The sequence below is a fragment of the Chelatococcus reniformis genome (assembly GCF_014640075.1).
GTDB lineage: Bacteria > Pseudomonadota > Alphaproteobacteria > Rhizobiales > Beijerinckiaceae > Camelimonas > Camelimonas reniformis.
In genome coordinates this window covers 605,042-620,647 of record NZ_BMGG01000003.1, presented here as the reverse complement: position 1 = coordinate 620,647, position 15,606 = coordinate 605,042, and the positions used below count along the sequence as shown (strand labels likewise).

The 15,606-nt window shown below is 66.3% G+C and carries 15 protein-coding genes; 12 read left to right on the top strand and 3 right to left on the bottom strand.

The features are described from left to right. On the bottom strand, nt 1-1,032 hold the full coding sequence (locus IEW34_RS10940) for a cysteine synthase A (RefSeq protein WP_188609185.1): 1,032 nt from the start codon (nt 1,030-1,032) through the stop codon (nt 1-3). 289 nt (nt 1,033-1,321) lie between these two features. Between IEW34_RS10940 and IEW34_RS10935 the strand changes: the two genes are divergently transcribed. From IEW34_RS10935 to IEW34_RS10880, 12 genes are all read left to right on the top strand, one after another. Continuing rightward, nucleotides 1,322-2,377, top strand: coding sequence for a sulfate ABC transporter substrate-binding protein (locus IEW34_RS10935; RefSeq protein WP_373288240.1), 1,056 nt, complete (start codon nt 1,322-1,324; stop codon nt 2,375-2,377). A 17-nt stretch (nt 2,378-2,394) separates the two neighbouring features. After that, on the top strand, nt 2,395-3,264 hold the full coding sequence (cysT, locus tag IEW34_RS10930; protein ID WP_188609184.1) for a sulfate ABC transporter permease subunit CysT: 870 nt from the start codon (nt 2,395-2,397) through the stop codon (nt 3,262-3,264). Continuing rightward, entirely contained in the window at nt 3,257-4,141 is an 885-nt protein-coding gene (cysW, locus tag IEW34_RS10925; RefSeq protein WP_188609183.1) for a sulfate ABC transporter permease subunit CysW, read from the top strand. The genes cysT and cysW overlap by 8 nt, the downstream gene beginning before the upstream one ends. A gap of 13 nt (nt 4,142-4,154) precedes the next feature. Then, nucleotides 4,155-5,201, top strand: a complete 1,047-nt coding sequence (locus IEW34_RS10920; protein WP_188609182.1) for a sulfate/molybdate ABC transporter ATP-binding protein — start codon at nt 4,155-4,157, stop codon at nt 5,199-5,201. Nucleotides 5,202-5,358: 157 nt separating this feature from the next. Further along, nucleotides 5,359-5,682: a DUF2849 domain-containing protein gene (locus IEW34_RS10915; protein WP_188609181.1), complete on the top strand. Its 324-nt coding sequence runs from the start codon at nt 5,359-5,361 to the stop codon at nt 5,680-5,682. A 77-nt stretch (nt 5,683-5,759) separates the two neighbouring features. Continuing rightward, the gene (locus IEW34_RS10910) at nt 5,760-7,421 is read left to right on the top strand and encodes a nitrite/sulfite reductase (protein WP_188609180.1); all 1,662 of its coding nucleotides are present in this window, start codon (nt 5,760-5,762) and stop codon (nt 7,419-7,421) included. 1 nt (nt 7,422) lies between these two features. After that, complete coding sequence (locus IEW34_RS10905) at nt 7,423-8,184, top strand: phosphoadenylyl-sulfate reductase (RefSeq protein ID WP_244641916.1); 762 nt, start codon at nt 7,423-7,425, stop codon at nt 8,182-8,184. Continuing rightward, a complete protein-coding gene (locus IEW34_RS10900; protein WP_188609179.1) occupies nt 8,181-8,696 on the top strand; it encodes a DUF934 domain-containing protein in 516 nt (171 codons plus the stop codon). Before IEW34_RS10905 ends, IEW34_RS10900 begins: the two co-directional genes overlap by 4 nt. Nucleotides 8,697-8,931: 235 nt before the next feature. Beyond that, complete coding sequence (gene cysD / locus IEW34_RS10895) at nt 8,932-9,897, top strand: sulfate adenylyltransferase subunit CysD (protein ID WP_188609178.1); 966 nt, start codon at nt 8,932-8,934, stop codon at nt 9,895-9,897. Then, the gene (gene cysN, locus IEW34_RS10890; protein ID WP_188609177.1) at nt 9,897-11,804 is read left to right on the top strand and encodes a sulfate adenylyltransferase subunit CysN; all 1,908 of its coding nucleotides are present in this window, start codon (nt 9,897-9,899) and stop codon (nt 11,802-11,804) included. Before cysD ends, cysN begins: the two co-directional genes overlap by 1 nt. 253 nt (nt 11,805-12,057) lie before the next feature. Beyond that, nucleotides 12,058-12,525, top strand: a complete 468-nt coding sequence (gene lysM / locus IEW34_RS10885; RefSeq protein WP_188609176.1) for a peptidoglycan-binding protein LysM — start codon at nt 12,058-12,060, stop codon at nt 12,523-12,525. 351 nt (nt 12,526-12,876) lie between these two features. After that, a complete protein-coding gene (locus IEW34_RS10880; protein ID WP_244641915.1) occupies nt 12,877-13,215 on the top strand; it encodes a rhodanese-like domain-containing protein in 339 nt (112 codons plus the stop codon). Nucleotides 13,216-13,420: 205 nt separating this feature from the next. Here IEW34_RS10880 and IEW34_RS10875 read toward each other — a convergent pair whose 3' ends face one another. Together IEW34_RS10875 and IEW34_RS10870 are read right to left on the bottom strand one after the other, a co-directional pair. Beyond that, a complete protein-coding gene (locus IEW34_RS10875; RefSeq protein ID WP_188609175.1) occupies nt 13,421-14,755 on the bottom strand; it encodes an IS1182 family transposase in 1,335 nt (444 codons plus the stop codon). A gap of 203 nt (nt 14,756-14,958) precedes the next feature. After that, the gene (locus IEW34_RS10870) at nt 14,959-15,444 is read right to left on the bottom strand and encodes a peroxiredoxin (protein ID WP_188609174.1); all 486 of its coding nucleotides are present in this window, start codon (nt 15,442-15,444) and stop codon (nt 14,959-14,961) included. Between the last annotated feature and the right edge of the window lie 162 nt (nt 15,445-15,606).

The following is a 15,606-nucleotide window of genomic DNA, read 5'->3' as shown; positions in this document are numbered from 1 at the left end:
CTACACCAGCGGTGCCTCGACCGCCGGACCGCGCTCGAGCCAGCCTGGCACCGGTAGGTCCTTGGACCGCAGGAAGGCCGGGTTGAAGAGCTTGGACTGGTAGCGGGTGCCGTAGTCGGCCAGGATGGTCACGATGGTGTGGCCGGGGCCCATCTCGCGCGCCAGCCGGATGGCGCCGGCGATGTTGATGCCGGAGGATCCGCCCAGGCACAGGCCCTCGTGCTCGAGCAGATCGAAGATGATCGGCAGCGCCTCTTCGTCCGATATCTCATAGGCAACGTCGATCGGCGCTTCTTCGAGGTTGGCGGTGATCCGCCCTTGGCCGATTCCCTCGGTGATGGATGAGCCGTGCGACTTGAGGACGCCGGCGGTGTAGTAGGAGTAGAGGGCAGCTCCCAGGGGATCGCTCAGCGCGATGCGCACGGCCGGATTGCGCTCCTTCAGCGCGATGGCGATGCCGGCCAGCGTACCGCCGGTGCCCACCGCGCAGGTGAAGCCGTCGACCTTGCCGCCGGTCTGTTCCCAGATCTCCGGGCCGGTCGTCTCGATGTGGGCGTTGCGGTTGGCCACGTTGTCGAACTGGTTGGCCCAGATGGCGCCGGCGGCTTCGGTGCGGGCCAGTTCCTCCGCGAGCCGGCCAGAGACTTTCACGTAGTTGTTCGGATCTGCATAGGCGACGGCGGGCACCTGCACCAGTTCGGCACCGAGCAGCACCAGCGCATCCTTCTTCTCTTGGGCCTGCGTCTCCGGGATAACGATGACGCTGCGGAAGCCGAGCGCGTTGCCGACGACGGCGAGCCCGATGCCGGTGTTGCCCGCCGTGCCCTCGACCACGATGCCGCCGGGCCGGAGCGCGCCACGGGCGACTGCGTCGTTGATGATGTACAGCGCCGCTCGATCCTTCACCGACTGGCCCGGGTTCATGAACTCGGCCTTGCCGTAGATCTCGCAGCCGGTGAGCTCGGAGGCGCGCCTGAGGCGGATCAGGGGGGTGTTGCCGATGGCATCGACGACGCTGCTGAAGCGGTTCATGGCTCGTCCTGTATCAATTCGGGGCCCACCCCACGGCTGGCGGCGACGGGACTCCACTTTTCGCACGCACGCTCCAGATGCCTTGTGTCGAGCGCCTCATCCGGCGCGGGCGGGCGAAACCTCCATTCCTCCTGTGGACGGTCACGTCCCGCAAGGCAAGAGCGATGAGGGCCGCACGAATCGATCAAAACACATAATTTTGCAGTATATTATATTAATTCACTCCCAATTTCGTTGCTTTCGGCTTTGAAGCTGCTAAGGGTGTGAAATCGGTTGCCGGAGACGTATCATGAAGACGTGCATCCAAGCTCGGCTGTTGGGCCGCTTGCCGGCCGCGGGCCTTGTCCTCGGAATGCTCGCTGCGCCCGTCCTGATCGCCGGCTGCGAGCCGGCGGTCGCTCAGACGGCCATTCTGAACGTCTCCTACGATCCGACGCGGGAACTCTATCGCGACATCAACAAGGCGTTCGCGGAAAGCTATAAGAAGCAGACGGGCGAAGAGATCACCGTGCGGACCTCGCATGGCGGCTCGGCCGCCCAGGCCCGCACCGTGATTGATGGCGTCGATGCCGATGTGGTGACCTTGGGCATCGCCTCCGACATCGACGCGATCACGAAAGCCACCAAGAAGATCCCAGCCAATTGGCGGGAGAAGCTGCCCAATCGCGGTCTCCCGTACACATCGACCGTGGTGTTCGTGGTGCGCAAGGGCAATCCAAAGGATATCAAGGATTGGAACGACCTGGTCAAGCCGGGCGTCCAGGTGATCACGCCAAATCCAAAGACCTCTGCGGGCGCCCGCTGGAACTTTCTTGGCGCCTGGGGTTATGCGCTCGACAAATTCGGCAACGACCCGGCCAAGGCCAAGGAATTCGTCACCGCGCTCTACAAGAACGTCCCGGTGCTTGACACGGGCGCGCGTGGCTCGACCATCACCTTCGCGCAGCGCCAGCTCGGCGACGTGCTGCCTGCCTGGGAAAACGAGGCGGATCTGATTCTCAAGGAGTTTGGCAACGACAAGTTCGACATCATCGTCCCGCCGCTGTCGATCCAGGCGGAGCCGCCCGTGGCTCTGGTCGACGGCAACGTCGACAAGAAGGGGACACGCAAGATCGCCGAGGCCTATTTGAAGTTCCTTTACGAGCCCGAGGCGCAGGCCATCATCGCCAAGCATCGCTACCGTCCCGTCCTTGCGGAAGCCGCCAAGGGCGATCTGGCGTTTCCCTCCGTCAAGACGTTCGAGGTCGAGAAGCTGCTCGGTAGTTGGGACGTCATCCAGAAGGAATATTTCGAGTCCGGCGGGGTATTCGATCAGATCTATGCGGTCGCGCGCAGCGCGAAATGAATGACCGATAGCGCCCCATGAACAACACTGCGATCGCCCCGACGCCGGCCGAGGGCTGGCGATGGAAACAGCCGAGCGTGATCCCGGGCTTCGGGATCGCCTTCGGTTACACCATCGTCTATCTCAGCCTCGTCGTGCTGCTGCCGCTCGGCGCCCTCGTGCTCAGGGCATCCGAGGTCGGCTTGTCCGGCTTGGTCGCGGTCGCGTTCGAGCCGCGCGTCTTCGCCGCCCTTCGCGTCAGTTTCGGCGTTTCGGCCGTTGCCGCCGTGGTCGCCTCGATCTTCGGCTTGCTGGTGGCGTGGGTGCTGACGCGCTACGACTTTCCCGGCCGTAAGTTCGTCGACGCCATGGTGGACCTCCCGTTCGCGCTGCCGACCGCCGTCGCCGGCATCGCGCTCGCCGCACTCTACGCGCCGAACGGCTGGGTCGGTGCACCGCTCGCCGCGCTGGGCATCAAGGTTGCCTATACGCCGCTGGGTATCTTCGTCGCCCTGGTGTTCATCGGGCTCCCGTTCACCGTGCGGACGGTGCAGCCGCTCATCGCCGATCTCGACCGCGAGTTGGAGGAGGCGGCCGCCACCTTGGGCGCCAGCCGGGCACAGGCCCTGCGTCAGGTGTTGCTGCCGCCCCTCGCGCCGGCGGTGCTGACCGGGCTGGCGCTGGCCTTCGCCCGCGCCGTCGGCGAGTATGGCTCCGTCATCTTCATCGCCGGCAACCTGCCGTTCGTGTCGGAGATCGCGCCGCTGCTGATCGTCATCAAGCTCTCCGAGTTCGACTACACCGGCGCGACTGTCATCGCGACGATCATGCTCGCGCTCGCCTTCGTCATGCTGTTCGCGATCAACCTGTTGCAGGCCTGGAGCCGGCGGAGGTTCGGCCATGGTTGACGCCGCCTTTGAGCGTCGCTCGGGCTCGGCCGCCGGGGTGGCCGACGCCACCACCGAGCGGCGGACGACGCGTGTCGCAGCGACGCTCGTGGCCGTCGCGTTCCTGGCCTTTTTTCTGCTGTTGCCGCTGGCCGTCGTTTTCGTGGAGGCCTTCCGCAAGGGCGTTGACGTCTACCTGGCGGCGTTCGGTGAGCCCGACGCCCAGGCGGCCATCCGCCTCACGCTGCTGGTCGCCGCGATCGCCGTGCCGCTCAATCTGGTGTTCGGCGTGGCTGCATCCTGGGCCATCGCCAAGTTCGAGTTCGCCGGCAAGAGCTTCCTGATCACGCTGATCGACCTGCCGTTTTCGGTATCGCCGGTGGTGTCGGGGCTCGTCTACGTCCTGCTGTTCGGCGCCCAGGGGTTGCTCGGGCCATGGCTGCTGGAGCACGACATCCGTATCGTCTTCGCCGTGCCGGGCATCGTGCTGGCGACCGTCTTCGTCACCTTTCCGTTCGTCGCCCGCGAGTTGATCCCGCTGATGCAGGAGCAGGGCAATTCCGACGAGGAGGCGGCGATGACCCTGGGCGCGGGCGGCCTGCGCGCTTTCCTGACCGTGACCTTGCCCAACGTCCGCTGGGCGTTGCTCTATGGCGTGCTGCTCTGCAATGCCCGCGCCATGGGCGAGTTCGGCGCCGTTTCCGTCGTGTCCGGCCACATCCGCGGCCTCACCAACACGATGCCCCTTCACGTCGAGATCCTCTACAATGAGTACAACTTCGTCGCGGCCTTTGCCGTCGCCTCGCTCCTCGCTCTCCTTGCCCTCCTTACCCTCGTGGGCAAGTCTATTCTCGAATGGCGCTTCGGCGACGCCATATCAGGACGGACAGCCCACTGAGCGGAGCCCTTCCTTGGACATTCGCGTGGCCGGGATCAGCAAGGATTTCGGTGCCTCGCCTGCGCTTAGGGATGTGAGCCTCGAGATCAAGGCGGGCGAGCTGGTGGCCCTGCTGGGCCCGTCCGGCTCCGGCAAGACGACGTTGCTGCGGGTGATCGCCGGGCTCGAGCGGCCGGCCAGCGGTCACGTCTATTTCGGCGCCACGGACGCTACCCGGCTCAGCGTGCAGGAGCGCCAGGTCGGCTTCGTCTTCCAGCACTATGCCCTGTTCAAGCACATGACGGTGGCCGAGAACGTCGGCTACGGCCTGCGCGTGCGCCCACGTGACCGCCGGCCGAGCCGGGCGGCCATCCGCCAGCGCGTGGCCGAGCTCCTGGATCTGGTGCAGCTCGGCGGCCTGGGCGGCCGCTATCCGGCGCAGCTCTCCGGAGGTCAGCGCCAGCGTGTGGCTCTGGCGCGCGCGCTCGCCGTCGAGCCGCGCGTGCTCCTGCTCGACGAGCCATTCGGTGCGCTCGACGCCAAGGTCCGCAAAGACTTGCGCCGGTGGCTGCGTGAGCTGCACGGCCGCACGGGGCATACGACGATCTTCGTCACCCACGACCAGGACGAGGCGCTCGAACTCGCGGACCGCGTGGCGATCCTCAATAATGGCCGCCTCGAGCAGATCGGCACGCCCGACCAGGTCTACGATGCGCCGGCGTCGGCTTTCGTCATGTCGTTCGTCGGCGACACGACGAGCCTGCCGGCGATCGTCGACGGCGGCCGCGTGCGTCTGGGCGGCCTGTCTCTCGATGTCGATGTGGCCGCCAGCAAGGACGGTCCCGCGCAGCTCTACCTGCGCCCGGCCGACGTGGTGCTCACCCCCGGCGATTGCGGGGGAGGCCTCGCGGGCACGGTCGCCGGCATCCGCCGGACCGTCGCCGGCCGCCGCGCCGAATTGACGCTCGACGCGACCGGCACCCGGGTCGAGATCGAGGTGCCACCCCAGCAGGCGCTCAGCGTCGGCGACCGCGCTGCCGTGCATATCGTGCGCGGAACCCTGTTCGAGGACAGAGCTTGAGCTATTTAACATCTCAGGCGCGGTAAATTGTTAAATTTTCGTTTTTTGTCGGAGAATTTCTTTCTCTCGCTCTTGCGTCATGTTAAACGGTCCCACACATCGAGGCTGTTAGCACGTGCGGGAAGACCGTGCGTGCGGCACAGGAGAACTCATCGCCATGAAGCGGGCGGCCAAGGGGCTTTCGCTGCAGGTTGTTACGGCCAATGCGCTCGTCACCGGATCGGTCGTGTTCCTCACCGCCTCCGGCACCTGGTCGCGTGACATTGCCCATGCGCAGGTGGCTGAAGATGCAGCAACCGCCGAGGCGTCACTGGTGTGCGCCAATCGCGACGTCGAGCGCGACGTGGTGGTCGAGCCCTATCTCATCGATGTTCGGCGCGAGGGCGCTGCGGTGCGGCCGGTGCTCATGCGCGAGCGGATCCGGGCCCAGGGCGGTCCCACCATCCGCGAGAACCGCACGTTGGTGCACGCCAGCACGTAATCAGGACGACCACACCGGCGCGCGACACAATCGCTCCCGGAGCAGGGTGCGGGGATGCTGCCCCGCAGGACAAGACCATGTATCGCTACGATGAGTTCGATCGCCGCTTCGTCTCGCAACGCGTGGAGCAGTTTCGCGATCAGGTTGGTCGGCGGCTGTCGGGCGAGCTGACCGAGGACGAGTTCAAACCGCTCCGGCTTATGAACGGTCTCTACCTGCAGTTGCACGCCTACATGCTGCGTATCGCCATTCCCTACGGCGGGCTCGATGGCGCCAAGCTGCGCAAGCTGGCTCACATTGCTAAGCGTTACGACCGCGGCTTTGGCCACTTCACGACCCGGCAGAACCTCCAGTTCCACTGGATCGAGCTCAAGGACGTGCCCGAGATCCTAGGCGAGCTCGCCCAGGTAGAGATGCACGCGATCCAGACGTCGGGCAACTGCATCCGCAACGTCTCCGCCGACCATTTCTCCGGCGCCGCCGTCGACGAGATCACCGATCCGCGGCCCTACGCCGAGATCCTGCGGCAGTGGTCGTCCCTGCACCCGGAGTTCACCTACCTGCCGCGCAAGTTCAAGATTGCCGTCAGCGGAGCGGCCCACGACCGGGCGGCCATCCAGGTGCACGACATCGGCCTACAGATCGTGCGCGACGGGGCGGGACGGCTGGGTTTCACCGTCTACGTCGGCGGCGGCCTGGGACGCACCCCCTTCATCGGCAAGCTGGTTCGTGAATTCCTGCCGGAGAGCGAGCTGCTGAGCTATTGCGAGGCGATCGTCCGCGTCTACAACCAGTTCGGCCGCCGCGACAACAAGTTCAAGGCGCGTATCAAGATCCTGGTACACGAAGCGGGGGTCGACGAGATCCGCCGGCGCATCGAGGAGGAGTACGCGGCTATCCAGGGCCACGCGCTCACCTTGCCGAGGGCCGAGCTCGACCGCATCGCCGCCTACTTCGCCCCCCCGGCCCACGAGACGATGCCGCCTCTGTCCGAGGCCTACGAACAAGCTCAGGCGATCGATCCGCGCTTCGCAGCCTGGGCCGAGCGCAACGTCGCCCCCCACCGGGTGTCCGGCTACGGCATCGCCACGATCACGCTCAAGGGCGTGGGCGAAGTGCCCGGAGACATTTCGGCGGCGCAGATGGAGGCGGTGGCCGACATCGCCGAGCGCTATGCCTGCGACGAGGTGCGAGTCAGCCATGAGCAGAATCTGGTGTTGCCGCACGTCAAGCTCGACGATCTGCCGCTGGTCTACGCGGCGCTCGAGCGGGCGGGCCTGGCTTCGCCCCATGCCGGGCTGATCACCGACATCATCGCCTGCCCGGGGCTCGACTATTGCGCCCTGGCCAATGCACGTTCGATCCCCGTCGCCCAGCGTATCGCCCAGCGCTTCGGCGACCTCGACCGGCAGCGCGAGATCGGCGACCTCAAGATCAAGATCTCGGGCTGCATCAACGCTTGCGGGCATCACCACGTCGGCCACATCGGCATTCTCGGCGTCGATCGCAAAGGCGAGGAGTTCTACCAGATCACCCTCGGCGGCTCCGGCGACGAGCACTGCTCCATCGGCGACATCGTGGGCAAAGGCTTCTCGTCGGCGGAGGTGGTGGATGCGGTGGAAACCATCGTCGACACCTATCTGCGCCTGCGCGAAAGCCCGCGTGAGAACTTCCTGCAGGCTGTGCGCCGGCTGGGCGAGACGCCCTTCCGCGCGGCGCTCTATGCGGAGGTTGCCTGAGATGGCGATGGCATTGACGGTGGGCGGTACGGGCCCGGAGGCACCGGCGGCCGATCCGGCCGCTCGGGCGCGCGCTCTCGATGTGCGCTACGCCCATCGGCCGCCGCATGACATTCTGCGGCTGGCGCTGGACGAACAGGTCGCCGGGCGGGTGGCGCTGGTATCGAGCTTCGGCGCTGAATCGGCGGTGCTGCTGCACATGGCCGCCGAGGTCGACGCCGACGTGCCTGTGATCTTCGTCGACACCGGCCGTCTGTTTCCCGAGACGCTTGCCTACAAGGACCGGCTGGTGGCCGAATTCGGTTTGAGCGACGTGCGCATCGTGGGCCCCGAGGCCGCCGTCGCCGAGGTGCGCGATCCGCTCGGCGCGATGTTCGCTCTCGACGCCGATGGCTGCTGCGGCTTCCGCAAGGTCGAGCCGCTGGCCGCCGCGCTGCGGCCGTTCGATGCCTGGATCAGTGGCCGCAAGCGCTATCAGGCCTCGACGCGCGAGGACATTCCGACCTTCGAAGCCAGCGACGCACACGTGAAGATCAATCCGCTTGCGTCCTGGAGCATGGCCGACGTCGCGGCCTACCTGCGCGAGCACCGGCTCCCGCCGCATCCGCTGGTGGCGGCTGGCTATCCGTCCATTGGCTGCGCTCCCTGTACCACGCAGGTGGCGGCCGGCGAAGACGCGCGCGCCGGTCGCTGGCGTGGCAAGGACAAGACCGAGTGCGGCATTCACCTGCCGCGGCACCAAACCGTCGGGGGTGCCCTATGACGACGTTAGTCAAGGACGGTCAGGTCGTCGACGATCCGTGGATCGTGCCGGGCGACGATGAGCGGCTGCCGGCCGACCGCGCGGCATTGATCTCCAAGACGCGCTTTCTCGCCGAGCTGGAAGGCGTGAGCGGCCGCAATGCGCCCCTCGGCCTCAAGCTCGAGGCGGGGGAGGGGCTCGACGGCATCGAGGCCGATCTGCATCGCTTCGCTCTGATCGTGCTGAGCTTTCCCAAGTACACCGATGGCCGGGCCTATTCGCTGGCGCGCCTGCTGCGCGAGCGGCACGGTTTCGCCGGCGAGCTGCGCGCGTCGGGCGAGGTGCTGCGCGACCAGATTCCGCTGATGCGACGCTGCGGCTTCGACGCCTTCGCGATCTCCCACGCCGGCACGCTGAAGGCGCTCCTCGAAGGCCGCATCAAGGATGTCGACATTCACTACCAGCCGGCGGCCATCGAGGCGGCCGAGCAAACGCCGCTGGGCGCCAGGCCCTGGCTGCGCGTTGCCAAGTGAATCGTTCGCTTGCCAAAGGTCGGATCGGCGGCGCTCCGGGATCGGACGGAGACGCTGGGCCGCCCGGAAGCGCTCCAGATTCAATGAGCAGGGAGCATTTCGAGCAGATCGGATGACCCGGTCTGCTGGGACGATGCTTTAGCGCGGAGGCCGATGGGGCCGCTGGTCCCGTCCGCCTCCAGCCTGTCAACACCGACGTCCACCGTTCGGCGGGCTCGGCCTCGGATGTAAGAAGATGCCCGTTTCCACCGCTGCGCTTGTCCGGACTCCCGAATTTCCCGTCGCTGAACCGCGGCGCGAGCCTCTGTCGCCACACCTGGCGCGCTTGGAGGCCGAGGCGGTCTTCATCCTTCGGGAGGTCGTCGCCGAGTTTCGCAACCCGGTGATGCTGTATTCGATCGGCAAGGATTCGGCGGTGATGCTGCATCTGGCGCGCAAGGCCTTCTTCCCGGGTCCCGTGCCGTTTCCGCTGTTGCATGTGGACACCACCTGGAAGTTCCGTGAGATGATCGCCTTTCGCGACCGGACCGCGGCCGAGCTCGGACTGAAGCTCCTCGTCCACGTTAACCCGGACGGCGAGGCCCTGGGCATCGATCCGTTCCGCTCCGGCTCAGCGGTCCACACCCAGGTGATGAAGACCGAGGGGCTCAAGCAGGCGCTCGATAAATGGGGCTTCGATGCGGCCTTCGGCGGGGCGCGGCGCGACGAGGAGAAGAGCCGCGCCAAGGAGCGCATCTTCTCCCATCGGACATCGAGCCACGCCTGGGAGCCGCGCAACCAGCGGCCGGAGCTCTGGCACCTCTTCAACACGCGTATCGCCAAGGGCGAGTCCATGCGCGTCTTTCCGCTGTCGAATTGGACCGAGCTGGATGTCTGGCAGTACATCCAGGCCGAGGCGATTGCGGTGGTGCCGCTTTACTTTGCGGCGCCGCGGCCGGTGGTGGAGCGTGACGGTGCCTTGATCATGGTCGACGACGACCGCATGCCATTGATGTCAGGCGAGAGGCCGCAGCTGCGGCAGGTCCGCTTCCGCACCCTCGGCTGTTATCCGCTGACGGGCGCCGTTCCCTCCGACGCGACGACCGTGGAGGATATCGTGCGCGAACTCACCTTGTCGCGCTCCTCCGAACGCCAGGGCAGGGTCATCGACAACGACGACCAGGCCTCAATGGAGCGCAAGAAGCGCGAGGGTTACTTCTGATGAACGCGCTCACGCCGACCAAGGCGGCGGCGGCCGAGACCCCGCACGGCCTGCTGCGCTTCCTCACCTGCGGCTCGGTCGATGACGGCAAGTCGACGCTCATCGGCCGGCTGCTGTACGACACCAAGGCCATCCTGGAAGACCAGATGACGGCCTTGGAGAAAGATTCCCGCCGCCACGGCACGACCGGGGAAGCGGTCGATCTCGCCTTGCTCGTCGACGGTCTCGAGGCGGAGCGCGAGCAAGGCATCACCATCGACGTGGCCTACCGCTTCTTCGCCACCCCGCGCCGGTCTTTCATCGTCGCCGATACCCCCGGACACGAGCAGTACACGCGCAACATGGCGACGGGCGCGTCCAATTCCGATCTCGCCGTGCTGCTGGTGGACGCCCGCAAGGGTCTGCTGACCCAGACCCGACGCCATGCGGTCATCGCCTCATTGCTTGGCATCCGGCATGTCGTATTGGCCGTCAACAAGATCGATCTCGTCGGCTTCGACGAAGCGACGTTCCGCGCCATCGTGGCTGACTTCGAGGCTTTCGCCGAACCACTCGGCTTTCGGACGATCGAGGCCATCCCGCTGTCGGCCCGGTTCGGCGACAATGTCACCGAGCCGAGCGCGTCGATGCCCTGGCACGATGGGCCGACCCTGCTTGGCCATCTGGAACGGGTCGAGGTGGAGGCCGACCGCACGGTGCAGCCGTTCCGCATGCCGGTGCAGCTGGGCAACCGCCCCAACCTCGACTTCCGCGGCTTCTCCGGCACGGTGGCGAGCGGCCGCGTCGCCGTCGGCGAGGAGGTCGTCATCGCGTCCTCGGGCCACACCAGTCGCGTGGCGCGGATCGTCACGTTCGACGGCGACCGGGCGGAGGCCGCGGCCGGCGACGCGGTGACCATCGTCCTCGCCGATGAGGTCGATGCGCCCCGTGGCGAGGTGCTGGCGGCGCCCAAGGCGCGCCCCGCCCATACCACGCGCTTTCGCGCGCGGCTGGTCTGGATGGCGGCGGAGCCGCTCAAGCCAGGTCGCGGCTTCCTGCTCAAGACCGGTGCCCGCACCGTGCCCGCCACCGTATCGCAGCTCGCCGCCGCGCTCGATGTGGAGACCTACGCAGACAGGGCGGCCGACGAACTGCCGCTCAACGGCATCGGTCTGGTCGAAGTGGAGACGGGCGCCCCTGTCTCGCTCGATCCTTATGCCGACAACCGGGAGACGGGCGCCTTCATCCTCATCGACCGCTTCGCCAACACGACGGTCGCGGCGGGCATGGTGACCGAGACGCTGGGCGGCGGCAACGTCTACCGGCACGGCTTCGATGTCGACCGCGCGTCCCGTGCCGGGCTCAAGCACCAGCGTCCCGTGCTGCTGTGGTTCACCGGCCTGCCCGGTTCGGGCAAGTCGACCATCGCCAATCTGGTCGAGCGCAGGCTGGCGGCGATCGGGCGCCATACCATGCTGATCGACGGCGATGCGCTCAGGATCGGCCTCAACACCGATCTCGGTTTCGATGCGGCGAGCCGGGCCGAGAATATCCGCCGCGCCGGCGAGGTCGCCAGCCTGATGCTGGAGGCTGGCCTCGTGGTGCTGTGCGCCTTCGTCTCACCGTTCCGGGCCGACCGGGAGCGCCTGCGCGAGCGCATTGGCGCCGATTTCGTCGAGGTCTTCGTCGATACGCCCGTCGAGATCTGCGCCGAGCGCGATCCCAAAGGCCTCTACGCGCGGGCTAAGGCGGGCGGCATCAAGGACTTTACCGGCATCGGCCAGGACTACGAGGCGCCCCTCGCCGCCGACCTGGTGCTGCATGCGGGAGAAGGTTCGCCGGAGCAACTGGCCGGGCAGGTCCTGACCTTCGTCGAGCCGCTAATCGCCGGCGATCGGCCGACGTCGGAGGATTCGGCCGCCCTTTGAGGGGCAAGGCCTGTCGTGCCGCGGGGCGGCGATCGTGTCCCTGAACGCGGAGCGATATGGGCGCGGAAGCCGCGCTCGGTCGATCGTCCGGATGGTCAAATATTTGCCGGTTCAAGGCAACAGTCGGGTTCTCCTGACCTTGCGGCTTCTGTACGTTGGTGGCTAAGTGTAGAGATCAGCTTGTCAGCTGGATGTCACATGCGCGTGCGCTACATTTAGCGTCGTAGAATGCGCCACGGCGGAGGAGTGAGCTATGGGACTGTTCAGCTTTATCAAGGATGCGGGTGCCAAGCTGTTCGGCACGACTGACGCCCAGGCGGCCGAGGCCTTGACCCCGGACGCGCTGAAGAAGCACCTCAAGGAAGCCGGTTTCAACGCTGACAACCACGAGATCACCGTCGACGGCGACAAGGTGGCCATCAAGGGCAATGTCGCCACCCAGGAGGAAGCCGAGAAGACCGTGCTGACGCTCGGCAACAGCAAGGGTGTCGCTTCGGTCGACAATCAGCTGACGGTCGCCGCCGCTGGTACCGAGGCCAAGTTCTACACCGTGGTGAAGGGCGACACGCTCTGGAAGATCGCCGAGGAATTCTACGGCAAGGGTCACGGCGACAAGTATCCGGAGATCGTCAAGGCCAACAATCCGCCGGTCAAGAACCCGGATCTCATCCAGCCCGGCTGGGTGCTGCGCATTCCGCCGCTCCCCGGCGCGCAGGCCTGAGGCCCTTCCACGTTCCATCGGTCGCACGGATGCCGAGGGCGAATGGCCTTCGGCATTCGCTTTTTGTGGACAGCAATCAACGCACCGGCCGGCCCGGCCGCCGATCGGAAGGTCACCGCCGAGAGATTCCTGGCCGTGCCGGTCGAGTGCCTAGTGCATTTCCGCGTTTCTTCGAATCGCCGAAATGCTCTATCTGTTTGATTTGTCGCGTTTTCTTCACGCGAACCGGCGTCCACTTCGCTCGAAAACGCTCTAGAAGCGGCCAATCCGGATGGCTATTTGCAGTTCAAGCAGCGGCGGGGGGTATGCCGTGGCCGAGCCGATGTGATCCGAAAGATGAAGGAGCAGGCAGTGAGCGACCAACCCGACGCGCCGATCGTCCATCTGGAGCGCGAGGAGATCAGGCGGGGCCTTGCCGATGGCAGCATCCTGCTCGTCGACGTGCGCGAGCCGAACGAATGGGAGGCCGGCCATATTCCGGGCTCGGTGCTGTTCCCGCTGTCGAGCTTCGATCCGGCGGCGTTGCCGGACCCGCAGGGGCGGCGCCTGGTGTTCTCCTGTCGCTCCGGCAATCGCTCGCAGACCGCGATCGCGCACGCGCGGGGCGCGGGCCTGCCGTACCGGGAGCACTACCGGGGCGGCTTCCTGGACTGGGCGGCGAGCGGCGAGCCGGTGGACACCGGCATGTAGGACGTTCCCGATCAGATGATTTGGATCTGATCGACTACGAGGGCGGGGAGGGGAGTACCTAGCGCATGCGATCAGATGGGCTCATCTGATCGGAGAGAAGTTCTCGACCTGGAGCGCACTCTCCCCGGTATCCCGCTCTAGGAGCGTGTCTGGATAATTGTCAGCTGCGCGCTGATTGATCTGCTTGGGAGGGGGCAGGCTTTGGTCAGGCTGCCGCTGCCGCCAGCTTCAGGAGATTGTGGGCGGTGCAGATCAGCGCCCATTCGCCTCTGACCTTGGCGAGGCCTCTGAGCAGGAACTGTCGGAAGCCTCTGGCCTGCTTGATCTGGCCGAAGACGGGTTCGACGACCTGCTTTCTGAGGCGATAGCGCGAGCGCCGTCCGGCGCGCTTCAGGCTTTGGGCCATGGCCGTCATCCGGGGCTTGTCCTTGAAGCTCCGGTCGCCGGCGGCGTGGTCCTGGCCGTGCTTGCTACGGCCGGGCGCCAAATAGGCCCTGACCTTGCGTTCGGCCATGGCGGCCAGATTGGCTTCGGTCGCAAAGCCCGCGTCGCCGGAGACCTCTTTCAGCTTGCGTCCGAGATTGGCCTCGGCCTGGTCGACCAGCGGGATCAGGGCGCCGTAATCGGCCGGGTTGGTCGCCAGGCGCTGGGCGACGATGATCTGGTGCGCCTGATCGACCGCGATCTGGCCGTTGAAGCCGGCGATGAAGCCGTCCCGGGTGGGCTGTATGCGGCTGTCGCAGTCGGTGAAGTTGCGCTGGGCCTTGTCCGGCGGCCCGCCGTCCTTGGCCTGCTTACGCCGGCCGCGCTCCTGCATGCCCGAGGAAGGGCCTGGGCCGTCCGGGTCGAGATCGGACGGATCGATCTTGGCCTCCGCCTCCAGCTCGGCCTTGGCCCGGCGGATCCGCGCCAGCCGCTGCTGCTTGTCGGCCATCCAGTCGGGCGTCTCATCGCCGCGCAGGTCCGCCCCGTGCTCGGCGTCCTCGGCCCGGTCCGCATCCTCGGCCGCCTTCAGCCAGGCGTCCACCTCCGCCGCCAGCTTCGCTTCGGTCGTCTTCATGCGCCCATAGCTCATCGCCTTGTGCCGGCTGGCGTTGGCCTTCAGCTTGGTCCCATCGACCGCCACGTGCCCCAGCTTCACCAGACCGGCGGACTGGCACAGCCTCAGAACCTGCACGAAAAGCTCCGACAGCGCCGCAAGATGCCGCCGCCGGAACTCGGCGATGGTGCGAAAGTCCGGCTTGTTCAGCCCGGTCACCGCCATCACGTCTACCCGCTCCTCGCACGCCTGCGAAAGCCGGCGCGAGGAGTAGATCCCGCGGCTATAGCCATACAGCAGCAGCGCCACCATCATCCCCGGGTGATACGGCGGCTTGCCGCGATCTACCTCATAGCTCCCGAGGATCGCCGACAGATCGAGCCCTTCACGTACCGTCTCCCGCACGAAATGCGCCAGATGACCAGCCGGAACAAAATCGTGCACCGACGCCGGCAGCAGCCAGCTTTGGTCCACGTCCCACGCGCGAAACGTCTTGCTCATGCCTAGACTGAATCAAAATTCCACCCAGCCGTCGAGACGATTATCCAGACACGCTCCTAGAGCATTTCCGCGTTTCTTCGAATCGCCGAAATGCTCTCTCTGTTTGATTTGTCGCGTTTTCTTCAAGCGAACCGCGTCCACTTCGCTCGAAAGCGCTCCTAGCCGGACGGGGCCCGTCCCCGAGGGGGACACGCCCCGAGATCTCAAAGGCTCTTGAGCAGGTTCTCGGCGGAGGAGAGGTCGGCCTTGCCGGGCGCCTCTTCGAGGTTCAGTGCCTCGACCGTGCCATCGCTGACGACCATGGCGTAACGCTGCGAACGGGTGCCGAGGCCGAAGCCCGAACCGTCCATCACCAAGCCGGTCGCCTTGGCGAAGTCTCCGTTGCCGTCGGCGAGGAACTCGACCTTGCCTTCGGCGCCCGAGGCCTTGAGCCAGGCGTCCATAACGAAGACGTCGTTGACCGCCGTCACGTAGACCGCGTCCACGCCCTTGGCCTTGATCGCATCGGCCTGGGTGACGAAGCCGGGCAGGTGGTTGCGATGGCACGTGGGGGTGAAGGCGCCGGGCACTGCGAAGAGCACCACCTTCCTGCCGGCGAAGATGTCGTCGGTGGTCTTGGCGGCAGGCCCTTCCGCTGTCATGACCCGGAATGTCGCCTGGGGAAGATGATCGCCGACCTTAATCGTCATCATGAGCTCCTGAAAAAGCCATGGCGCGCAGGCGCGCGCGGGCAGGCTTGCCGCACGCCACCGTGCTTAGAGCGTGTCGCGCTGTTTGTCACGGCGATGGCCGCGGATGCACCCGCGAGGCCGGCCCGTGGGGCCCTGGGCCGGCCATCGCGCTTTTTGGGT